At 42.6% G+C, this 23,133-nt stretch carries 22 protein-coding genes and 1 pseudogene; 12 read left to right on the forward strand and 11 right to left on the reverse strand.

Features of this window, described 5'->3' with window-relative positions:
• Window positions 1–189: 189 nt before the first annotated feature.
• On the reverse strand, window positions 190–1,005 hold the full coding sequence (locus tag BCV39_RS19610; protein WP_102431760.1) for a TauD/TfdA family dioxygenase: 816 nt from the start codon (window positions 1,003–1,005) through the stop codon (window positions 190–192).
• A gap of 469 nt (window positions 1,006–1,474) precedes the next feature.
• Entirely contained in the window at window positions 1,475–3,067 is a 1,593-nt protein-coding gene (locus BCV39_RS19615; RefSeq protein ID WP_102431759.1) for a S8 family peptidase, read from the reverse strand.
• 477 nt (window positions 3,068–3,544) lie between these two features.
• Between BCV39_RS19615 and BCV39_RS19620 the strand changes: the two genes are divergently transcribed.
• Window positions 3,545–3,946 carry an ACT domain-containing protein gene (locus BCV39_RS19620; RefSeq protein ID WP_102431758.1) on the forward strand — a complete coding sequence of 134 codons (402 nt, stop codon included), beginning with the start codon at window positions 3,545–3,547 and terminating at the stop codon, window positions 3,944–3,946.
• Window positions 3,947–3,951: 5 nt separating this feature from the next.
• Here the strand turns inward: BCV39_RS19620 and BCV39_RS19625 are convergent, their stop codons facing one another.
• Window positions 3,952–4,839, reverse strand: a complete 888-nt coding sequence (locus BCV39_RS19625; protein WP_102431757.1) for a LysR family transcriptional regulator — start codon at window positions 4,837–4,839, stop codon at window positions 3,952–3,954.
• Window positions 4,840–4,937: 98 nt separating this feature from the next.
• Between BCV39_RS19625 and BCV39_RS19630 the strand changes: the two genes are divergently transcribed.
• A complete protein-coding gene (locus BCV39_RS19630) occupies window positions 4,938–5,786 on the forward strand; it encodes an alpha/beta hydrolase (protein ID WP_102431756.1) in 849 nt (282 codons plus the stop codon).
• 120 nt (window positions 5,787–5,906) lie between these two features.
• Here BCV39_RS19630 and BCV39_RS19635 read toward each other — a convergent pair whose 3' ends face one another.
• Window positions 5,907–7,793, reverse strand: a complete 1,887-nt coding sequence (locus BCV39_RS19635) for a methyl-accepting chemotaxis protein (RefSeq protein WP_102431755.1) — start codon at window positions 7,791–7,793, stop codon at window positions 5,907–5,909.
• A gap of 342 nt (window positions 7,794–8,135) precedes the next feature.
• Window positions 8,136–8,732: pseudogene (locus BCV39_RS19640) on the reverse strand (DUF1826 domain-containing protein); the annotation flags it as partial.
• Between the two features lie 448 nt (window positions 8,733–9,180).
• Here BCV39_RS19640 and BCV39_RS19645 point away from each other — a divergent pair.
• From BCV39_RS19645 to BCV39_RS19665, 6 genes are all read left to right on the forward strand, one after another.
• A complete protein-coding gene (locus BCV39_RS19645) occupies window positions 9,181–10,377 on the forward strand; it encodes a YbfB/YjiJ family MFS transporter (RefSeq protein WP_102431754.1) in 1,197 nt (398 codons plus the stop codon).
• A gap of 44 nt (window positions 10,378–10,421) precedes the next feature.
• Window positions 10,422–11,078, forward strand: a complete 657-nt coding sequence (locus tag BCV39_RS19650) for a glutathione S-transferase family protein (protein ID WP_102431753.1) — start codon at window positions 10,422–10,424, stop codon at window positions 11,076–11,078.
• Window positions 11,079–11,249: 171 nt separating this feature from the next.
• Window positions 11,250–11,945: a VC0807 family protein gene (locus BCV39_RS19655; RefSeq protein WP_102431775.1), complete on the forward strand. Its 696-nt coding sequence runs from the start codon at window positions 11,250–11,252 to the stop codon at window positions 11,943–11,945.
• Window positions 11,946–12,301: 356 nt separating this feature from the next.
• The gene (locus tag BCV39_RS19660; protein ID WP_048658484.1) at window positions 12,302–12,577 is read left to right on the forward strand and encodes an HU family DNA-binding protein; all 276 of its coding nucleotides are present in this window, start codon (window positions 12,302–12,304) and stop codon (window positions 12,575–12,577) included.
• Between the two features lie 26 nt (window positions 12,578–12,603).
• On the forward strand, window positions 12,604–12,747 hold the full coding sequence (locus tag BCV39_RS23225; protein WP_017059112.1) for a hypothetical protein: 144 nt from the start codon (window positions 12,604–12,606) through the stop codon (window positions 12,745–12,747).
• A 325-nt stretch (window positions 12,748–13,072) separates the two neighbouring features.
• Window positions 13,073–13,957, forward strand: coding sequence for a VirK/YbjX family protein (locus BCV39_RS19665; protein ID WP_133146454.1), 885 nt, complete (start codon window positions 13,073–13,075; stop codon window positions 13,955–13,957).
• Window positions 13,958–14,181: 224 nt separating this feature from the next.
• Here the strand turns inward: BCV39_RS19665 and BCV39_RS19670 are convergent, their stop codons facing one another.
• Complete coding sequence (locus tag BCV39_RS19670) at window positions 14,182–15,732, reverse strand: PAS domain-containing methyl-accepting chemotaxis protein (RefSeq protein WP_102431751.1); 1,551 nt, start codon at window positions 15,730–15,732, stop codon at window positions 14,182–14,184.
• 1,247 nt (window positions 15,733–16,979) lie between these two features.
• On the opposite strand from BCV39_RS19670, the gene BCV39_RS19680 reads away from it, so the two are divergent.
• Complete coding sequence (locus tag BCV39_RS19680) at window positions 16,980–17,177, forward strand: hypothetical protein (RefSeq protein WP_017106023.1); 198 nt, start codon at window positions 16,980–16,982, stop codon at window positions 17,175–17,177.
• Window positions 17,178–17,226: 49 nt separating this feature from the next.
• Here the strand turns inward: BCV39_RS19680 and BCV39_RS19685 are convergent, their stop codons facing one another.
• Both BCV39_RS19685 and BCV39_RS19690 read right to left on the reverse strand, forming a co-directional pair.
• Window positions 17,227–18,318: a transporter substrate-binding domain-containing protein gene (locus tag BCV39_RS19685; protein ID WP_102431415.1), complete on the reverse strand. Its 1,092-nt coding sequence runs from the start codon at window positions 18,316–18,318 to the stop codon at window positions 17,227–17,229.
• Between the two features lie 184 nt (window positions 18,319–18,502).
• A complete protein-coding gene (locus BCV39_RS19690) occupies window positions 18,503–18,970 on the reverse strand; it encodes a PaaI family thioesterase (RefSeq protein WP_102431414.1) in 468 nt (155 codons plus the stop codon).
• A gap of 44 nt (window positions 18,971–19,014) precedes the next feature.
• On the opposite strand from BCV39_RS19690, the gene BCV39_RS19695 reads away from it, so the two are divergent.
• A complete protein-coding gene (locus tag BCV39_RS19695) occupies window positions 19,015–19,293 on the forward strand; it encodes a DUF134 domain-containing protein (protein ID WP_102431413.1) in 279 nt (92 codons plus the stop codon).
• A gap of 52 nt (window positions 19,294–19,345) precedes the next feature.
• Here the strand turns inward: BCV39_RS19695 and nqrM are convergent, their stop codons facing one another.
• Window positions 19,346–19,543 carry a (Na+)-NQR maturation NqrM gene (gene nqrM / locus BCV39_RS19700; protein WP_017109749.1) on the reverse strand — a complete coding sequence of 66 codons (198 nt, stop codon included), beginning with the start codon at window positions 19,541–19,543 and terminating at the stop codon, window positions 19,346–19,348.
• Window positions 19,540–19,986: a NifB/NifX family molybdenum-iron cluster-binding protein gene (locus BCV39_RS19705; protein ID WP_102431412.1), complete on the reverse strand. Its 447-nt coding sequence runs from the start codon at window positions 19,984–19,986 to the stop codon at window positions 19,540–19,542. The genes nqrM and BCV39_RS19705 overlap by 4 nt, the downstream gene beginning before the upstream one ends.
• Window positions 19,987–20,193: 207 nt before the next feature.
• Here BCV39_RS19705 and BCV39_RS19710 point away from each other — a divergent pair, with 207 nt between their 5' ends.
• Complete coding sequence (locus BCV39_RS19710) at window positions 20,194–20,649, forward strand: heme-binding protein (protein WP_102431411.1); 456 nt, start codon at window positions 20,194–20,196, stop codon at window positions 20,647–20,649.
• Window positions 20,650–20,737: 88 nt separating this feature from the next.
• On the opposite strand, the gene BCV39_RS19715 is transcribed toward BCV39_RS19710, so the two are convergent.
• Entirely contained in the window at window positions 20,738–22,027 is a 1,290-nt protein-coding gene (locus BCV39_RS19715) for a sphingomyelin phosphodiesterase (RefSeq protein WP_102431410.1), read from the reverse strand.
• Window positions 22,028–22,367: 340 nt separating this feature from the next.
• Between BCV39_RS19715 and BCV39_RS19720 the strand changes: the two genes are divergently transcribed.
• Window positions 22,368–23,090: a DUF1007 family protein gene (locus BCV39_RS19720; protein WP_133146455.1), complete on the forward strand. Its 723-nt coding sequence runs from the start codon at window positions 22,368–22,370 to the stop codon at window positions 23,088–23,090.
• Window positions 23,091–23,133 lie beyond the last annotated feature (43 nt).

Raw genomic sequence — 23,133 nt, forward strand, 5'->3', positions numbered from 1 at the left:
ATCGCAGCACGATAGTGTTAAAACTTGAGTTTTGGTCGTACCAAAAAATATGCGCGAAGTTAAATTCACACACTTTCATAAAAATCCTCCTTATGTTTGTCTTGAGTTGAACATTAGCGCTAAAAATAAATCACATTAACCGATGAGTCAAAATATTTAGGCGCTTCGACTTGTACTTGATTTACAACCTTAGGTCACTGTTACTCGGTGCATTTTTCTTGGCGTATCACCGTAATCAATCACAGCATAATGCTGAGTGACCCTGTTGTCCCATATCGCCATTGAGCCCCTGTTCCATTTGAAACGCACTTGATACTCTGGTCGTCGTGCAATTTCAAAAAGCTGGCGAAGTAGTGAATCACTCTCTTCACGTTTGAGTTCATTGATGTAACGGGTAAATTGCTCGTTGATATATAGCGTCTCTTTGCCCGTTTCTGGATGAACTTGTACTAAAGGATGTTCTACTGGAGGATTTTCTTGCGCGGTTTTCAGCAACGACTTATGCCAATCTAGCTCAATTTGGTCCGATTCAATACCCTCAAACGCGACTAACGAATGCGTTGCCGATAAGCCTCTTAGCTTTTCTTTCATGCTTTCATCTAATGAATCGAACACTGAGGTCATCGAACACCAAATCGTGTCGCCACCGACATCCGGTACATGTTGAGCATGCAATAGAGAGGCTTTAGATGGTAGCTCCCGCCAGGTTAAGTCGGTATGCCAATAACTCTCCATTGGCGCATTACCTCGAGTAGTTTCTATCACACTGACTTGCGGGACTTGTTCTACACGCGGAAAGAAGGGATGAGCGGGTTCGAGCTCTCCGAAACGCTTGGCAAGCGCTAAGTGTTGTTCAGGCGAGAGGCTTTGTTCATCCAAGAAAATGACTTGATAAGTAATAAGCGCCTTGTACACATCATCAAGTTCATACTCACTGCAATCCGAAAGATTTAATCCATGAATACGAGCGCCAATGTGAGGGGTAATAGGTTCAATTTTCAACATACTTTCGCTTATCGGTTAAGAGATATTAATAGGGAGTCATTTAGCTACTCGTTATTAAACCGGACAAAACCGATTTTTCTTTCCTTACCATGCAAAATAAAACCGGTTTATTCGAAAAACAAAAGAAAAGAGCCCCTACACTGGAGCTCTTTTTGTTTGTTGATACTTCCTGTATCCGTAGACAAGTCCAATCTGTAGTACTTTCACCGAAAGCCAGATCATCGATATCTCCAGTTGTGTATCACTATTAAATCTAGCATACACACTTCAAGCTTTTCTGAGACGTAACCGAAAGTTCGTCTAAGTACCGCCAATTCCTGCTTATCAACCTAAGAAAGCAACGCCATATCTTTTTGTTGTCAGCTACAAGCCAAGAACAAAGCCCACAACAAGGTGGGCTTTGGCTATCAGTCTTTTGAACCGACTAAACTAGTGAGTAACTTTTTGAAACCATTGTTCAAACCTAAATTTAAAAGTTTGCTTGAAGCGTCAAACCACTGTAAGCCGAGTATGCATTCAACATAACGTGGTATCTGCCGCTTTGGGTGACATTCACCGTACAAGTCTCGCTGTTGCCCGATCGGTAAGGTCGGCAGTCCCACGTACTAAGCGTTGGTTTATCCCCGAAACGAAGATACAGATCCGCATCGCCTGTGCCACCAATGGTGACCACTGTCAGCTGTTGGCCCTGTTCTAAGTCCATGTAGAAGTAGTCCTTTTGTCCTCGGCTGCCACTCAGTCCATTAACCGGCACGCCAGAGACTAGTTTTCCATCTGGATCTGGTCCTGGTGTTGGACCACCGCAATCCGGTTCACAACCACTATCAGTCAAACTATACAGCAGTTTATTGGTGGTTCCTCTTGTGTCAGAAACCTTATTCTCCGAGGCTCTTGAGTTCAGTAACCCTGCGAGTTGAAGCGGTGTTAAGCCGTTGTTTTCTTGTAAGTACAAGGCAGCAACGCCGGCAACATGTGGCGTTGCCATGGAAGTTCCGCTAATCGTTTTATAGCCGCCATCATACCAAGCTGACTTAATTTGAGACCCAGGTGCGAATAGGTCAACACAACTGCCCCAGTTCGAGAAACTTGAACGCGAATCAGAGCTGGTCGTTGAGCCTACCGTTACACCACTTGGTACACGAGCTGGTGATGTATTACACGCATCGGCATTTGAGTTACCTGCCGCCAACATAAAACTCACTCCAGATTGAATCGCGCCTTGCACCGCGCTATCTAATGCAGTGGATTGACCTCCACCTAAACTCATGTTGGCGACCGAAGGCCCTGATGCATTTTGTGCTACCCAATCCACACCAGAAATCACGCCGGATGTGGTTCCTGAACCCGAACAGCTAAGTACTCTTACCCCAACAATATTAACGTTTTTAGCCACACCATACTGGCTGCCACCAATCGTTCCTGCAACGTGGGTACCATGCCCATTACAATCGCTCGAATCAGCATCATTATCTACGAAGTCATAGCCAGAAACCGAGCGCCCGCCGAATTCCTCATGGTTGTTATTAACTCCCGTATCAATCACATATGCTGTGACGCCAGAGCCATCAAAGTTAGCATTGTAGTTTCGATCCAAAGGAAGGTTTCTCTGATCTATTCGGTCTAGCCCCCAAATCGCGTTGCTTTGAACGGCTTCATTTGAAACAACAGGATCGATACTGAGTATTTGGTCTTGTTCAATGTATTCCACCCGAGAATCACGTCTGAGTTGCTTTAATTGAAGTGCGTCTAGATTTGCCACAAAGCCAATAATGGAACTATCAAAAACATCGTCTGTTTTGATTGAAAACGAATTGGCCATGAGGCCTACCGTTTGTTGAGTGAACTGCTGTAATCCAGCCGCGTCATTCATTAGCATCTGCGGTTGTTTCAATACAACAATATAGCGATCAGTGATCGCATCATCTGATGAAGCCAACACCAGTGGAGCAATAGGTTGTTGTGAGTTTTCAGTCGAATTTATAACAGAACCTTGAGCCAGACTTGATGCGGAATAAATACCAAATGTGGCTGCAATACAACAACTTAATACTTTCTTTAACATAGCTTGTTCCTTGATATTTTAGGTTTGTTGGTTGTTACCTACGACAAACACGAAAATGCAGACAGCTAGCGTTATACGCTCAATACGTGAAGCAACAGTGTTACAAATTCAACCTAAGACAATACCAATGAGGTTGCTTATTAATTTATATTCATCTCACTAGGAACTTCGAGTTGGGACAAATTATTTTGAAAAGCTTATGCAAGCGCAATTTATATAATTTGATCAAAAGCTCTAATTTCAACAAAAGTTGAATGCATAGATAAAAATGGTATATGGAAGCGGAATGACCTTCACTATTGACACATAACACACCAAAACGCTGCAAAAACCGGAAAATACAGAATTAAAATTACGGGCGATTAGTCGTGCTTATAGTGAATAAATATTATTAATTGTACTCGCCGACAGCTTACCTCTATCTTGACTGCACTATCCAACACCATAAACAAACGCGATTACGCAGGGAAAAAGACGATGACCGCCATTACCGATTTAAACATTCTGCTAAAGTCCATGTCACCAGAACTCATTGAAGGCAACTATGTTTTCTGTACGGTAGAGGGAGAATTAGCCGACTATGTCCACCTCAATCCGATGGCGACCTTTCGAGAAAAAGAAGGGTTAACTTTAGTACTAACAGAAGAAGTGGCGACTCAAGCGCAGTTAAGTTTCGATGGTGTGTTTAGCTTGATTACTTTGTCTGTACACTCAAGCCTTGAAGCGGTTGGGTTAACCGCTGCTTTCGCCACAAAGCTTGGTTCATACGGTATTAGCGCCAACGTGATTGCTGGCTATTACCATGACCATATCTTCGTTCAGAAAGACAAAGCTGAAGCCGCAATGAGCGCGCTTAGAGAGTTTTCAGAAGCCGAATAACTCGATCAGTTTGCTCGTTCACGTATGAAGTTGACTAACAGCTTAGTTAGATGTGTGTGATAACTCATCGAACGGTAATGAATATATATCGTCAGGGGCGCTAATTGGTCATCTAAGTACTGTTCAACCAATGTGCCCCGCTCTATTTCCTCACGACAAAACTCTTTGGGTAACGCAACAAAACCAAGCCCGCGGATCGCAGCGGCTTTCGCAATAAATCCACCATCAACATTAATGTTTGACTTGATATTCAGTCCCTTCGAGTCGTCGTCTTCCCCACTAAATACCCAAGGATTGCCACCAAAAGCTTTATAACTAGAGATACATGGCAACGAGATTAAGTCTTCAACTTTACTTGGTGTTCCATGTTCCTCTAAACAAGTTGGAGAAGCCAAAACTACGCTCTCCCATTGGCATAAAGGACGAGAAACCCAATCCCTATCATCAAGCGATCCTCGCTCAAAGCTGATCACGATATCAGGGTCACTATTGAGAGCACTTTCTAAGGACGTACTGTGTTCGCAGAACAGAGAAATATTTGGATAGTCGACCACAAAGTCAGCAAGAATATCGCCAATGAACGGAACGTCTGGCGTGCTTAAGCGAATACTTCCTTTTACTGATTCAGTGGAAGTGGTGAGATTTTGTAACGTCTGGCTCAAGTGGCGAAGCGGTTCTCTTATCTCATTATACAAAGTATCGCCAGCCGAGGTAGGCGTAACCTTACGTGTAGTCCGATAAAACAGTTTATTGCCAATCTCATTTTCAAGTTGTTGAACATGACGACTGACCGTAGAGCTTGGAATTAGCAAGCGCTCCGAAGCCTTGATGAAGCTGTTCTGCTCATACACACAAAGGAATGAGTTTAACCAAGCGTTATCGATTCTTTCCAACCCGATTATCCCAAAATCATTAATAGTGAATCTTATATTAGATTATTTATCAGGATTATCCATCACGATAAAATTTAAAAAAATGATGGGAGTGAATAATGATAAAAAGTAAGAACCAGGCAATTTTCGAGCGCGATGGGTATCAGCTCAAAGCCGAACAACACGGCGAAGGACCAAACTTATTAATTATTGGTAGTGTTGATTACTACAAGCGAGTGATACCGAAGGCGCTACACGACCACTTTACTTGCCTATATCTAGATCATCGTGGGTTTGCTTTAACGGGAAAAGATAACCAGACAATTAATTTGGATATTATCTCTGACGATATTGAAGCTATCTGCGAGAGTTTTAATATACAGAAAGCCAATGTTCTTGGTCATTCAGGGCATGCTTACATGGCTCTTCACTTCGCCAGTTCTACCAAAATTCGTATTGAGAAGGTTATGGTTGTTGGAGCATCACCAAGCTTATCTGAAGAGATGAAAGCCAAACAGTTTTCACACTGGGAAAGTCATGCGTCAGGTGAACGAAAGCGCCTATTTAAACAAAATATTGGAAAGCTCGAACACGACATAAACAAAGAACCACATAAAAAGTTTGTCCATCTATGTAATCGATTAAGCCCTATGCGCTGGGCAGATCTTAGCTTTAATGAACTTCCCCTTTGGGAGCGAGTACACACCAACACAACAGTACTTGACGCACTATGGGGGGATATTTTTAACAGTATAGATGTAGCGACTCTGCCTATGGTTAATCAGCTAGAAGTTATTGTTGCTATTGGCGAACTCGATTTCAGTATCGCACCTTTGAGCACTTGGCTGGATTTAGGAGGGGCGTTTAAATCATTAGAACTCATTGAGCTTGAAGGCGTGTCGCATACCCCAATGCTTGAATCGCCAGTCAGTTTTATTGAACTGATGTGCCATCATCTACTCGATTAATTCAGTGACTTATCTTGTTCTACCATCTAACAATCGCCACAAAAAAAGCGACGTAATCTACGTCGCTTTGGCTTATTGCTTACCGATTACTCACTGATCAGGCATCAGCGAATGAAACCGTTAAGCAAGCTTAAAAGTCGCCACTTTGTCACTTAAACCAGCGGCTTGGCTCTTAAGTTCGTTCGACTCAGTTAAGCTGTCCTGCGCGCCCACAACTAAGTGGTCAGTGACATCTTTAATGGTCGTAATGTTTTGGGTAATTTCACCCGTCACGTGCGTTTGCTCTTCAGCGGCAGTCGCGATTTGAGTCGCCATATCACTGATCAAAGCAACTGCAGTATTGATCTCTTCAAGCGCATGCGAAGCTCTGTCTGCATCTTCTACGGAATGTATTGCCAGTTTAGAACTGCTCTCCATAAGCTCAACGGCTTGGGTCGTCGTACGCTGCAGAATATCAATCGTTGATTTGATCTCTTCCGTTGAAGAGTGAGTGCGCTGAGAAAGCACACGTACTTCGTCAGCTACCACAGCAAAACCACGACCTTGTTCACCAGCACGGGCAGCTTCAATCGCTGCATTCAAAGCAAGTAAGTTAGTTTGCTCTGCAATGCCTTGGATTGTCGCTAATACTGTTGAGATCTCTTGAGCGTGCTTGTTTAGCTCGCTGATCACGTTGCCCGCTTCGTTCACTTCATTGGCCAAGTTATTGATTGAGCCTTTAGTGTCGACAACCAGAGCGTGACCACTGTTAGTGCTTGTCGCTGAGTCTTGTGCAGCTTTCGCTGTTTGCTCGGCATGTGATGCAATCTCTTGAGTTGCACAGGCCATTTCAGTTACCGCCGTCGCCACCATCGTGATTTCTTGCTGCTGGTGGTTTAGCTCATCCACAGAGCGGTTCGCACGCTGAGCACTTTGCTCTGACTGACTGTTGAGCTGCTCTGATTGTCCGCGGATATGACCTATCAACTGCTGTAAGCTACCAACAAAGGTATTGAAGTTCTGAGCAAGCTCACCCACTTCATCCTGATTATCAACATGAATACGTTGAGTTAGATCACCACTACCATTCGCGATTTGCGCCAATGCTTGAGATACATGATTAAGCGGACGGAATAGAATCGTACACAGTAGGTTGAACAACACAGTACATACGATGACAACCAGCAAAGTCACCAACACTTGACCAATCACGGCATCAAATAACGGTGCTACCAAAGAGTCATGGTTAACAACGCTCACAGTAATTAGGCTCGTTCCATCAATCGCACGCGCATACAGAACATAATCGCTGCCGTTTAAGTCGATCGAAGTATCTTTACCACTAGCTAATGCCTTTTGTACATCCGTAAAATCTAACCCAAGTGAGCTGATGTTCTTATTCAATAGCTTGGTATCAGGGTGCGTATAAACCGTGCCTTTATTAGTCGCGATGAACATGTAACCTTCACCTGGAAGAATCACTTGCTCTAGGCTATTAAGAATGTCGGTAATTTCAACATCCGCACCCAACACAACCTGTTGACCATGTAATTGCATGGCAGTACCCAGTGACACAACATTCGCCCCAGTTGCAGCAGCAACGGTTGGGTTATCCATGAACACCTTGTTTGGGTTTGCAACCGCATTGGTGTACCAACCCCATAAACGTGGGTCATCATTACCCGGCGGCAGTACCACTCCATTCGCATTCTTTTGCGAACCGTCAGGAAACGCTAAGAAGACATTATCAAAAGACGCAGAATCACGAACCTGTTTTAGGTGAGTCACCAAGCTTTCTTGTTTGGATTCTTTCGAAAGAGAAGTAAGCGCACGCTCTTTGGATAAGATCCAATCCGATACATATTGATTGTAAGAAGCCGATGCGCCCTCTAAGCGCTGCTCAACTTCAGTATCCAACCTTTGCAGTGAAGCACGAAAAGACAATGCCTCGACCAAAATCCCCCCCAGGATAATGGCCATACTGGCTGAGATCGCCAGTTTATTTTTAAGCGAGAGTTTCTTGAACATAGGAAACCTATAATTTGGAAGTAAAAAACCGTGGCGAACAAATTGGTTGCCAAAGCGGTTTGCAAGCGGGATATATTTTACGCTTTAAAATAAATTAAGAAACCGATGAGGAACTGAAATATTGATATATGTGAGTAAGTGCACGCATCGTAACCCATTGATTTAGAGAATGGTAAACTCTAAATTTTGAATTAATGTGCTAAACAAGGTCAGCTGATGGGTGTCTTTGTTTGGCAGTAATAACGGCACAGCTCACGCTAGGCCGTTACCCCACTAGGAAGATATTTAAATGTGTAGAACGTCTGAAAAAAACAGGTCGCAGACAAAATAGTCAAAAGTTGATCAACCAAAGTCCAACGTTAATAGCAATCGTGTCTCATTAGATGAAGTGACTGGTGAACGATGCACAAGACCTGCATTTTCGTTGCCACTCCAGCGCTCACCTTTCAATAGCGCTACGTCACCACTCACCATTTGTTGAATATCAGATTCATGGTTGTACAAGCCAGAAGCAGAGTCTGGCTGTCCGTTGCTTCCACGACCTAACTTTGAACGATCGACCGAGTCGTTCTGTAGCCATTGAGTCGCGACACCGTGATAAGTGGTTACTAAGCGGCAAGGCACTTGGTCGAAATGAAAGCGAGGACACATTGCCTTATTCAACACCGCCAAACGCAGCCCTACTTCTTCAAGCTCAAACAAACAACAGAACATATCCACCAGCTCTGCCATGTTTTCTAATAGCGCTTTAGAGGCCGTTCCGTCCGTTGCAAATTCCAACTTATCGTAGGCGTTGCCCGGTGACACGCTAACAGACTTACTAAAATTTGGATTCGACGCGATAAACTCATCAATGTCACCTATTAAATCAGCATCAAACTTACGCTGCCAAATCGCGATGTTGATATCACTTTTGTAGATATCGGCTAATACCGTGGGTGGACTAACGATTTCCGACAAAATCCCTTTAAGCTTTAACCTACTTTTCGACCAGTAAAGGAGTTATACCTCTTCTTTAAACCCACCTCATTTCACATTCATCCATCGTTTAAGAGCGGTGAATGTGAGTGAGAGCCCACAGAACATCAAACTTTTCTAAATACCTAATCATTTACGTTCATTTAGATCCAACTTTAGTCTAACCATTAATCACTCAATTCTACTGTGATTAAAACAATCGCTTATTGCCTTATCCTCGGCAGAGCAACACATCTACCTAAGTGTTTAAACACACTCGCTATTTACCTATCTCAAACCGGTTTTAAATGAGCAAATTATATGACTAAGCGCCTAGTGATATTGATGGTGAATGATGTCATTATGCAAAATCGAACAAAATTTTTTCCTATTGCCAGAGCATCTAGTTAAATCCGAAAGAGCCCTTTTTATGTTGAATACACACATCATTAATCGAGATAGCCTTGCAGGAATGGGAGCGACGTTGATAGGCAACGGGATCGGTAGGTTTGCCTATATAGCATTAATGCCGGCGCTCATTCAAAGTGGTTGGTTTAGCGAAAGTGATGCATCTTATCTTGGTGTCGCGACCCTTCTTGGGTACATCTTAGGTGCACCTGCTACCAACATACTGCTACGTTACTTTGGTGCTGGGCAGTTGATTCGTTTCGCTATGTTGGTGAGCAGCTTTAGCTACTTGGGCTGTGCGCTACAGGATGCGCCCTTAGCATGGTTTTATGTTTGGCGAACTTTGGCTGGAGTTACGGGGGCGATACTCATGGTTGTCGCCCCACCAGTGATTGTCCGAAAGTTTAACCCGGATGTGAAGGCTCGTGTCAGCGGTGTTGTATTTTCAGGCATTGGGCTTGGTGCAATGTTATCTGGCACCCTAATTCCTGTGCTCATTTTTTTTAGTGTGGTTTCGGCTTGGATTAGCATGGGAGTCATCGCGTTGGCCACCACTATACTCACCTGGAATGCTTGGCAAACCCAAGATAATAAGTCAAAAGCGCCTTATATAAAATCTTCCTTCTCACAGCTATCAAGGCCTAAGTTAATCAGCGTAACGCTTATTCTTGTGGCTTATACCTTCGATGCTATCGGCTACCTACCACACACCTTGTTTTGGGTTGATTACATCGTACGAGAACTGGGGATGTCGTTCACTAGCGGTGGTTTATTCTGGGCAACCTTTGGTATTGGTGCTGCCATTGGACCATTGATTACGGGCATGTTGGGAGACAAGCTAGGGCTTAAGAAGTCACTATGTATTGCATTTAACTTCAAGGCTCTAGGCGTCGCACTCCCGCTTTTTAGCACCCACCCCATCGCGCTACTCATATCTTCATTACTGGTCGGTATTTTCACGCCGGGAACGGTAACTCTTGTGTCGACTTACACATTAGAGATTGTCGGTTATGAACTGCACACCAAAGCGTGGGCAGGAATGACTCTCTCTTTTGCTGTATCACAAGGTGTGGTTGGACTTTTGATGGCGTACTACTTAAATCATATGGATTCATACGACGTTTTGTTCAGCGTTAGTACTGCTGCTTTGATTTTGTCTACGGTGTGTATATTAATGACCGCGACTCGCTCTAAGCCTGAACACTTGACCTCGTTCTAAGCTAGCTTCTTCGGTTCATCTGACGAATACAATAAAGGATTATCATGCAACTCTACTTAAATGAAACCTCCCCGTTTTCACGCGTAGTCGCAGCTACAGCACTTCTATCGCGCTGCTCCCCACTGTCTTTTGTTTGGGTTGATCCATGGAGCTCTCCAGCCAATCTAAAAAGCGTCAATCCGTTTTGTTTAATTCCTGCACTTGAACTTGATGACGGAACAGCATTGACAGAAAGCTTATGCATTTGCCAATACCTAATTGAAACATATCAGCCTCAAACGCTCCGCCAAGTAATGTTAAATAGTGCCAATGACATGCATACACTAGGAACAGCTAAGACGTTAATGGAGATCGCTTTTCGAACCGTGGCATTGACTCGCTATGCAGACAGTGACAATGCGCTTATCCAGAGAGGGCAAGAAGGTATCGTTGCCGCCCTAGAGCGACTAGACCAAGAGATCAAAGAACAAGGACTAGAATCCCTTCTGAGTGACAACTTGGCCACGTTGTATCTCCATGTCGCTTTAGATTACGTTCAGTTTCGACATACTGAATTGTTTGATGAAGTGAACAGCTGCACCATCATCGATTTCTTACACCTTTCTCCGTTCGCAGACGTACTGACACGTATAAGCATTGAGAGTTTGGCAAACAAGCCTGATTATGAAACGTTGCTTGATTCGTTCGGTCTGGATACCTAAAAGCGTCCAGAACTAGAATGCGTAAAGTCTTGAATTCAACGTGAGATAGGCTAAGAGATGTCGTTGATGTCACATGTCGTTACACAGCATGGTGTCTTAAGGCTTTACATCTTGGGCAAGGTAAACAACAATCCCTGAGAATAAATCCATAACATAATGTATTTAGAAATTATGAGTAGCACAGAAAACAAAAAATCGAGTCCTCTTTTCGAAGTCGTATTTAACGTCCTTCTTCCTTCATTCATTTTAATGAAGTTCAGTGGAGATGAGCATCTCGGAACAGGCTTAGCATTACTTGTCGCCCTAGCCTTCCCTATTGCTTACGGTGGCATGGAGTTGATCCGCAACAAGAAGTTCAACTTCATAGCAGCGCTTGGCTTTGTCAGTGTACTTTTAACAGGTGGCATTGGTTTCTTTGAGCTAGACACTCGTTGGTTAGCACTAAAAGAGGCATTAATCCCAGGTCTAATTGGTTTAGCAGTTCTTGGCTCAACCTTCACCCGCTACCCGTTTATTCAGAAAGTTATCTTCACACCAGCTCTGTTAAATATCTCTCTTATCGAAGAGCGTTTAAGACAGTTCGGTAAGCAGGCGCAGTTCGACCGTTGCTTAATGACATCAAACTACCTATTCGCGAGTACTTTCGCATTTTCTTCTGCGATGAACTACTTCCTAGCGACTTGGATTGTGACAAGCCCTGCTGGCACCGCTGCCTTCAATGAAGAACTTGGCAAGCTGACACTTTACAGCTACCCAGCAATCGCCATCCCAAGCATGTTGATGATGTTGGGTATTTTCTACTACATTTGGCGTCAAGTTCGCTCTATGACTTCGCTAGAAACAGAACAAATTTTTATTACTAAATAGTTCTGAATTAACAAATCTCTCTGACAACACAACAAGAAGCCCAGCAATTAAGCTGGGCTTCTTTGTTTTTACTCTTTCGTTTGTCAACATGACAGATGGCAGTTTCGACTTGGATTATGAACCTCGCGGACAATCCGAATGACTTTTCTCAAGTTAATTTGGGCGACATGTCTATAAACCAATAATAATCAATGAATTGCATTGATTGAACCGACAGATGCTTTTATAGTCAATCCTGTTGGTTACTTTACAAAGCTCTACCCAACCACTGACAATATTTCAGTTGCCGTTGATAAGATCGCATAAGCTAGGTGCTAAAGGTAGACGCCAGCCGTACTCAATAAGGAATATAGATTATGAACAAATCTCAATTAGTTGAACACATCGCGACTTCTGCAGACATCTCAAAAGACCAAGCTGGCACAGCGCTCAATGCGCTAGTTGAAGGTATATCTTCTTCGCTTGCTAACGGTGATGACGTATCGATCCTTGGATTTGGTAGCTTTAAAGTTAACTCTCGTGCCGCTCGAACTGGTCGCAACCCGCGTACCGGAGAAGAGATTCAGATTGCAGCATCAAAGACGCCAGCATTTAAAGCAGGCAAAGCACTAAAAGAGACGTGCAACCTGTAACACAGAAAAACACAAGGAAGATTACGATGACGACTAAGGAAAAAGCGAAAACGAGCCGAAGCAAAAAAGCTGGTAAGTCGACTAAAGCACAAGCCGAAACACCTAAGACTCGTCAACGCATTGAAGAGCTTCTTGAAGAGCGTGAATTGGCCAAACTGTTAGAACTATAGTTTATGTAAGAACTAAAGTTTAAGTTTAAGCAAAGTGATAGTTTGTTATCGTTCTAATGCCACTTCAGATTTGTAGTGGCATTTTTGGTTTTAGAAACACGTTCCTATAGCAAACAATCGCTTCCTAGCTCTTCTACCCACTAAAACACGACCCCAACCGTCCAAAATATGAACACTAAGTAACTGGCTTAGTTACATTGTCATACATACCCATACATACCCAAATCGCATTTTTCACTATCATCATTTTCTTGTTATTGGTGAGATTATTGGAAGGGTTCGTAACACAACTGTGTTCGAACAATACTTCTTCTTTGAGGTGATTATGAATGTCGTTCGCATGGGGATTGAAGCCAATACCCATAAAAATAAGGGTAAATACAAAGCCATAATTAAGTTTACGATTCGAGCTCTGTTTTATTATTCAGCCACTCGAAAAATGAGTGATAACTTCAACTCTGAAGAGAGAAAGTTGTTATTTATCAAGCAGCCCAACTTCTTGTCTAAATTTGTGACTCCCTACCTATGTACTGGCTTTAGCAATAAAGAAAAGATCGACATCTTGTCCAAGCACTACGACTGGTTTGAAAACACCTTCGTAACAGAAGCACGTCAACAAATCTACAATGAAAGACTCAATCTTCTAAAACTAGACATCGATGACCGCATCTATCTAGTTAATCTCAGCTTTGAAAGAAACGCGAGAAAAGAAGGTGAACTCACAGTTTCATTGACCAATTCTCAACTCGAAAAAATGTATACCATTTCGTTTACTGTTTTCGACAACAACATCTACATCGGCGGTATTCAGGGTGGAGCCAATGACAATGGATTTAGCCGCACATTCACCAAAGCTTTTTACGGTTTAAGACCTAAATCCTTCATGGTAGAAACACTACGATTGCTCGCTATTAAATTGGGTATCGACAATATCTATGCGGTAAAAGAGTCTGGCCATGTGTCGAACTCATTGCGCTACGGTAAGAAAAACAAAGATATCAGCCTTAAATACGACAGTCTGTGGGAAGAACACGATGGACAGGTGCATGATGACTATTTTTATCGTCTACCGACCAACCCGAACAGAAAAGATCTTGAAGCTCTAAAACGTCAAAAGCGTAAGTTGTATCGCGAGCGTTATGCGTGGCTAGATCAGTATGAACAAGATCTAAAGAACGAAATGAGCCGTTACGCCCCCCTTCATATGTAGTACCAACAATTGAACTAGCGCCGGCCAGTTAATTTAGCGCAGTGACTTAACCCGGCATCTGATCTGGCTGTTAAGATACCCCGTCCAAGTCAGCTCAACCGACCAAAAATATAAAACCTCGCAATTGCAAGGTTTTATATTTGCGACCAAAGCTAAAACTAGTTCAAATCTCAATTCACAGTTTAGCCTCTCGTCAAAATAGCGAGTCACTCACTCTATTGAGTTTAAAATCGAGCCACACCTTTTCTTAGCTCATTCAAGCTGAGTACACTTTGCTCATACTGCTTTTTACTGTCTTCCATGAGGTCGTGAGAAGCTTCAGCTTTACTATGGATGGAAAGAATATTCTGGTTAATCTCTTCTGATACATTCACTTGCTCTTCAATAGCGACAGCGATTTGGTTATTCCTATCAACCACTCCCTGTACCTTTTCGCTCAACAAAGTAAGGCTTTCTAGAGTCGATTGAATCGTTGTTTGAGTACGTTTCGCTTTTTCTGTGCCATTATTAACGGCCGTTACTGACTGACCACTGCCTGTGCATAGCTTTTCAATAACCGCTTGAATCTCTGTTGTTGCTTCTTGTGTTTTTTGAGCTAGCACTCGTACTTCATCCGCCACTACCGAGAACCCTCTTCCAGAGTCGCCCGCTCGTGCAGCTTCTATCGCGGCATTGAGGGCTAACAGGTTGGTTTGGTCTGCAATCGCGTTAATCATCTCAATAACGGAGCTTATTTGCTGCGTCTCTCTCTCTACAGACAGCGATATTGTCGATATATTGTCTAATTCACTAGTCAGCTCGACAAAGTTTTCTTCTACTTGGTTTAGTTCGTTCTGACAAGATAATAGCTCTTGTTGGGTGCTAAAGGTGGAATCTAGAGTACCTTGTGCATTTTGAGAGATTTCGCTTGAAGCCGCCTGCATTTCATTAATAGCTGTCGCTGCCATATCAATTTCTGTTTTCTGACTTTCAAGGTTTTCAGACACCGTTGCGTTCGATTCAGCCGTTTTATTCGCCTGCATTAGGGTTAATTCACATGAATCACTCACCGAAATTCGGATTCTGCCTAATAACGCTTTTGCATATTGTTTCCGCACCTTCATTCCTAAAGCAATTTCGGAGAGATCATCTACCTTACCAAAATAAATATGCTCCATTAAAGGGTTGTTGAACTCATTTTTTGCAATTTCACAAATACCCTCCAAACGACGCGTAAGAATATAGATTGATATTGAGCCACCTAAAAATAGCACTAATAAACTTTGCAGTTGTGTTACGAATTGATTAATTTGAAGCGCATAAACAATCCCGATTAGTAATATTGAGATCAAAGTTTGACGTTGCCAAAGTCTTGTCTTGGGTAACATAAGCTTAAACGGCGTTTTTCCTTTATTTAACGTTTCATAAGCTTTCTCTGCTCGTGCAACATATTCTCTTTTTGGCTTAAACCGAACCGACTGATATTCAACAATCTCGTTATCTTCTTTTAACGGAGAAGCAAAAGCATCAACCCAATAATAACCACCACCGTTCCGTTGGTTTTTCACCATACCCATCCAGTTACTCCCTGATTGAATATGGCTCCATAGGTCTTTAAATGCGGCTTTAGGCATATCTCTATGGCGAACCACATTGTGATACTCACCTACGAGCTCTCCTTCTTTGTAGCCTGCTACTTCATTAAAATGAGGGCTTGCATACTTAATTTTACTGGAAGGTTCTGTCACTGAAATCAGATTGTACGACTCTGGGTAATCATACTCTTGCTCTGTCATAAATATTTCCCTAGTTAAACTAGATAACAATCAACTTGTTGTGTGGTTCATCTATGCTACAACGTGCTGAAAAAGAAAAAATTTGATCCTTATCTCCTTCAAAAATAACCATTAGCCGTTGATAAAAAAGAATTTTTACATAAGTAAAACGAACATCAAATCTACCCAAGGGTTAAAAAAACAAATCCAAGGGCACGCCAACAACACAAGTGAAACCAATTTCACATTGACGTTAGATAAGGTTAGCTTATGAAACATAGAAGCGGGAACAATAAACATTACAAAAAGCAAGGCTATAGCGCATTTATCCAAGAATATCCCGACCTTCAAACTTTATAACCAAAAACCAATAAACCTATATAATTAATCCCTAATATACCGTCAAAATAAATATATTCCGTTGTAAGTAAACCATCTATTCTCATATGTTTGTCCAATCACTCTTTCAGATTCACCGAAAAAGTTCTTTATACCTTCACAATAGTTGGTTTGTATTTTGCTAATAATTGAAGGCTTCTAAGATAAATAAATTACAAAGCACAAAATGGTATGTAATTAGTTTTTATTATGATTAAGGGTTATAAAGACATGAGATTTATACGAGAAAATATTCTTTCACTTTCCTTGATAATATTCGGAACCTGTTCTTTAATATGCATCTGCAACCATATTATATTTAAGGAAACTTATGAATGTATTAGACAAGGATTGCTTATTACAGTTAGTCATTGATAACTTTCAAGAAGATGTCGCAAAATCCGTTGATTTCAACACGGGAGAAGTCGGTATTAAGTATACTTACCTTGAGCATAACCTTAATTTCTTCATGGACTTATCGATAGTAGAAAAAATATACTCGACAAGGTAAGGTGCGAATAACCTGATTTCGTTAAGCAATATTATCTTTGACGTTGATAATTCTATATGAGTTGTAAATCTCAAAAATAATAACTTTACCGGCATTCAACGCGCTATTTTAGTGACGTTAGTAATAAACCTATACTTTGTCGGAAACATTTTAGATACCTTAACACTCTCGCCTGTTCCGCGCTCTAACGCACCAGCCAGAACAATCCACTTCCAAAAACGAAATTTTAGCTTACTGGCTTTAGACCCATATCGCGTTGACGGTGACGCTTGAGAAGCGCATGCTTTTATTTCAAAGCAGAACCGCTCTTGGTTGCGTTAATAGCTTAACCTACCGATAACTTGTTCTGTGTAACGCATCTCATTGAAAGGCTGGTCACATGAATAAAGTTATTATGTTAGTAATGGGGCTGCTTTTTACCAGTCGATTATTTGCCAGTATTGGGCCGCACGTTAGTCAACTTGAGCATGATGCCCCTATTCTGCTTCGCTCAGCATTGATTGTCGGAGTTTCGGCTTATGCCGTTTGGACAGCGTTCAAATATTTCAAAAAGAACAAAGCTTCTAGTTCAGACTAACTGTAGCGGAAAGAACCCAGAAAACGTCGAAGTAAGCAGCAGATGTCGGTTATTGATCCGCAAAATAATCGACCAAGATTTTACGCCACTTACGCGACTCACGAATTTTCAGCAGCGCACGGTTTATCTCTTCTTCGTGTGAGTTATTTTCAGTAATGATAAATCCATAATTCTGCTTTTCTAACTGATACGGTAACACCTCTAGATCATCGAACTGTCCACTTGTTCTGCCATTACCGATCATATATTTGAGTACCACATCATCGGCTACGATGGCTTCAACTTCACCTTCCTCTAAAGCCGCCAACAGTCTCGGCATATCCACATAACTCTTGTGTCGAATACCAAAGCTAGTGAGCATCAAAGAAGAAGTCGTCGCGACTTTTGCCCCTACTTCAACATCCGCAAGATCATTAACGCCTTTAATATGGGAAGAGCCTTGGCTAAGCGTGAGCTTGCTGGCTAATACCGCAGTAATACTGGCGATGAACAGCATACTCAATACACCAATGAATACTGTGGCAATTCGTCCGGTTAAGCTTTTGAACTCAAAGTAATTGAATGGGCCTCGAGTGATGAACAGTAAGCCAAGTATGAAGCTTTCTAACCAACGACCAGTACGGCTTTTCATCGAATAGAGCTTTTCATTCTCACCGTGCTCCAACACGTAAAAAAATGCGCCAATGACCCCAGAGATAAAAACGATAACACCAATGATCACCCACAATGCAGGGTTTAAGAAAATGGCGCGCAAGGTATGAAGGTAGCCCTGTTTCTTCACTGCGATAGCAAGGTGAGTTTCGTAAAAGGAATGGGAAAAGTCAGCAAACAGCTCACGCTCTGGGGTGATTGAAATACAAGAGACTCCGATATCGATTTGCTCGGTTTCAATCGCATTGAGTAGTTCATCCAAACGGTGATTCTCTATCGTGTATTCAACGTCCATTTCTTTGGCGATCTGTTCCCAAAGCTCGACACTTAGGCCATTCCATTCACTTTCCATCGAACTAATCACAAAAGGCGGACAAGGGTAAACACCAACTTTAAGCGGAGCAGACAAAGCAAAAGTGCTGAAGAATGGAAAAAGTAAAACAATTGAAAGAGCACAGTATCGAGGTATCGATTTGAAGAATTTTTGCATCAGCAGCCCTCCAGAAAAAGGCAGCGATGAATTGAATCGAGTGCAAAGGCTCGCCTAACGAACACACCTTAGCGTCCTCAAAAGTGAAAAGAGTTTATGACAAATTCAATGTTGCCCTAGCTTTAATAGTTATAACTTTAACTATAGAGAACCCTACTTATTCTGCAAAATATTGGGCTTAAACCTAAGACATAAAATGGCTCTGTGCTGACGAACACAAGATTCCGTTCTGAGTGATTTGGCTCTCTAAGAAGTGAATATTGCGTCTGCTTTTAACCCATTGAGCGCGAATTTCTAACTCTTTATCAATGGCTATTGGATGATGAAAACGAGACGTTAAACTCACCGTCATCGCATTGATACTGTTTTGGAACAAACAATGCAGCATAGCGCTGTCGTGTAATGTGGTAACAATACCGCCCTGCATGATGCCATCGTAGCCCTCGACTTTATCTGTTGGTACAATCTTGGCTCTTGTTTCATATTTAACTAAAGCTTCACTCTTAATTGAAGCTTCATGATTGGCCAAGGCTTTATGATTGACTAAAGTCTCGCGTTCGCCAACGGCTTCAAAACAAATGGGGCTGTCTGCGAAAAAACCTTGGCTGCATACTTGGCAGTGCCGATGGTTGTGAGGAATGAAAACCTTCATACTTACCCTTATTCCTTTTTACCCTTAGATTCCTAGAGATTGATATGGCTCGACCAAAAAAACATCGCCAGTTATGTACCCGTGCGGCTTACTCTTGTTTTAAGCCTAATGGCGTTCCTATGGACGAGCTTCATAAAGAAGAACTGCTATTAGAAGAGTTAGAAGCCTTACGCTTGGCTGATCAAGAAGGATTGAGCCAGCTTGAAGCCGCCGAGCAAATGCAGGTATCTCGCCAAACGTTCGGCAATATCATTAAGCGTGCACGAGCCAAAGTCGCCAAATGCATCGTCAACGGCCATGCTTTGGTCATTCAAGGCACTTAACTCGCGTCCTAGCCAGGAATGATTTAACGCAAAGGCCACTCATTCCCAAGACTTAGCTTGATGGCTCAGTGATCTGATACAACGTTCGGCTATGCTCTTCGCACACATCCTTGCAATTGCATTCGCGCTCAATGTCTAACTGCGCGAGCCCTCCACAACTGCCTTTGATTGGCTTACGTGAAAAAATCACGCCTATCGCCATCAGAAAGACGATTCCAACAAAACCCAGTAGCGTGAGTAAGAAAGTCATTTACGGACACCTCGAATAACACTGAACCTATTCGACCGTGGTGTGTGAATCGACGTTTCTTTCTTGTGTCCTTTGTCACCGCACGTTTTCTCGCGACACCCGCTATTTCTGGGCTCTCGACCATAATCGAGGTCAGTGACTTCTTGCAGATTGCTGAAATCCAGCGAGGCAACTTCCGCCTTTCCTGTCGATGCAAAAACTCTAATATCGTTGTTGAACAAGTGTGCCAACATCTTCTTCCCTATGTGACGGACAACTACAGCCTTCACATCGTAAGATTTAACGACAGACATCCATTGTTTCTTCTTATTGCACGGGCTGTCCGACTCAACCAAAGGAATAAGCTGCTTTATTTGTTGTTGCTCATCGACAATAGCTATCTCCGGAGAACGAGCAAAGTGGTTGCCGACATGAAGGTCGCGGCAAGGTATTGCGTATAACATGGTAACTTCCTGTTATTGATGATCAGGAGTTCAGAATACGCCCCATTATTAGCATATGCCAATAACTATCGTGTGAAAAATAAGATTTACTGAATCGATAAGTACGATCAAAAACAACAGTCAGCCAATATGGTTAGCGCAGATTAGTTTACCTCCCGCATCTAGTCATGGAAAAGCCCCTTACCCAGAAACAAGAATGCCCCCGCTATTGCTGGGCATTCTTTATACGGAAGAGTTGAAGAAACACAAACGGTCTCTTTTACTCAAATCTCGTCACAAGCGGCATTCAAGCTCGCACATGAAGCGGTCAATCAATGTGAGGCAGATGGCGACAAGGTTTCTGCGACTGTCGTTGATTTGTCGGGTAATGTGATTGCTCAACTGCGTTCTGATGGCGCTGGCATCCACACACTTGATAGCTCACGCAAAAAAGCGTTCACCGTGGCGAGCATGAAACAACCATCAGCTAACCTAATGAAGCTCATTGCCGATAAGCCGATCATGCAACCCCTTCAGAATATGGACGAAAACTTGCTGTTCTTAGCCGGTGGTGTTCCAGTACAGGCGAACAATGCGATGATTGGTGCGATTGGTGTGGATGATGCGCCAGGCGGTCACCTAGATGTGGCGTGTGCTGAAAAAGCGATTAAGAAGTTCTTCTAGAAACCTGATGCGATTTGTCCAAATGAAAAGTGCCCCGCAATTGCGGAGCACTTTCCAAAAGGTCAGACATAAATAAGAACCGCTCACCCTAAGGCACTTCAAAGCGGCCACTCATAGCAAGGTGATCAGATAAATCCCACACACCCCACATTTCCTCATCAAAGCTACGTAACACTTCTATCTTGCTGGTACTAGCCACCACACTGCCATTATCTGAATACAATAGATAATCCAGCCGTTCTTGAGCAAATTCATCACTGTTTGATAAGTTTTGGTTCACAAGCGGGTCATAACTATAGATTAATGAGCCTTCTAAAGGCGGTTCTCGCAAATTCAGTATTCTTAGCATTTGAGTAAAGTCGATGGGAAACTTATGTTTGGCGATATTGAAATCACCACCGAAAATCACGGGTTCATCTTGCGGTAAATCGAGCTGTTCGACAAAAGCGAGAATTTCCCCGACCTGAAGCATTCTTATATTCCTGTGCTCACGAGAATTCCATGAACCAAGGTGCAAATTAAACAAGTGATAAGGACGGCTATCTTTTATTATCTTGGTATAAAGTACGCCTTTATCTGCAGCGCAATCTGTGCCCTTGCAGTTATCAAAAACGTGCTGCGCCTGTTCAACTATAGGGTATTTACTATAGGTAATAACGCCGCCATCATAAGTATTGCTACCGCCGCCATCGAGCTTGTTACTCACGAACTGAAAGTGGCTTTGCATCGCAGCATTCAAGCGTACTTCATTTTCCCGCCTAAACACCTCTTGCATAAAAACCACGTCGTTATTGCTGACCGCATCAGCGATTCGCCTATCTCGATGGTTCATGTGCTCTCCCACAAAAGGGAGCAACCAAACGTTATAGGTCAGAATATTGATGCTATTTTCATTAGATGACAGAGTGGTTGGCTCTTCACTGATAACGAACGTAATGTCATCGTAGCCGCCTGTATATTCGGCTTTATAATGATACTGATAATCTCCTTTGTAATTCCCGTGAATCTCTCGGTCATCATCTAGCTCGCCCATATGCGTAGTTTCCGGGTCAACAAGCGTAAAAGACATGTTTGACCCCCATGCCGTCCCTTTTAGCTTTACAACCGGTGTGAGGTGTTCATACCCTAAAAAGATAAAAAAGTAGTAATCTTTGCCATACTCTATGCCACTGTATCGACTCAAGTTGGCAATCTCAGCGTAACTATAAGGCTTAATACGGTTAATTCCCGTTGAAGTGATAACTTGCTCATCACCAGATATAAGGAAGTTAATTTCCTCATCGGTGTTATTCAATATGTGTATATTGGTATCTGCTTTAATAGCACTCGAGAAAAACAGAAAGCATAAAAATGTCGCACGCATTAATTTGATCGTCATCACTTCAGGCTACTCTTTTCGTGTACCACACCCCATCAAACGTCAAAATTATTAGAGCTTAGTTTCATAACAAATACAAAAAGAGATGGCACTAAAACAGGGTAATTTGATGAGTTTGGGTATGGGAGGCTCATAAAAATAGTACCTCGACTTGCTTCGTCACTCGTCGGCATTGCGGTAATACTTACCTGTCTGGTAAACATCAACAGTTCCAGTTCCACAGCTTGACTGGTTTGAAGTGCTATCGTCTAGTGCTCAAACAAAACATGGCACAAATTTGATGTAAACCAAACTACAAGTTGTTATATTATAACATTACATCAAATAACTATTATGTCTCATGAAACAGCTATTTATTCTAACCAAGGTACTCAGCTGCCTCTCTTCACGATATGTACGTCGCTTCTCAACACACCTACGCTCCATTAAGCGTTTACCATTTTGGTTAGCAATACTGATTTTTGCTCCGAACCTACAAGCACACCCCCATTCTTGGATCGAAATGAAAACTCATATCGAGGGAGAAAGTGGCATGATCACCGGCTTGTCAATGGAGTGGTCTTTTGACGCCATGACGTCCATGTACATGCTGGATGGTGAAGACGTTTCTCCAGAGAAAGAAAAGGAGACGTTCAAAGACTTGGCAGCATCTGTAATTGAAAACATGATGTACGAACACTACTTCACTTATTTCTACGACGGTAAAGAACCAATCAAATATCAGGTTGCTGAACATGCGAAGTTCGAACGTGATAAAGCCAAAATGGTCCTCACATTCGACCTTCCACTTTCAAAACCTAAACCTGTCACACGCGACTCCCTTCGCATGTTGATTTTTGATCCTAGCTACTTCGTTGATATGTCGTGGATCTCAAATAATGATGTCACCTTATCTAATTCGCTCGCTAGGCAATGCCAACTAGAGATCGTTGAGCCAAATCCTACTCCTGAGCAAATGAGCTATGCGATGTCTTTGCCTGCCGATGCTGACCCAGACAACACCTTAGGTCAGCTATTCACTCAGTCGGTTGAGCTTCATTGTGCCGCAATTCCCGCGTCTTAACTACAACCGCACGTTTCTACTCATTAAGGCTCTCTATGCAAAA

This window comes from Vibrio sp. 10N.286.55.E10, assembly GCF_002872555.1.
GTDB classification, from domain to species: domain Bacteria; phylum Pseudomonadota; class Gammaproteobacteria; order Enterobacterales; family Vibrionaceae; genus Vibrio; species Vibrio crassostreae.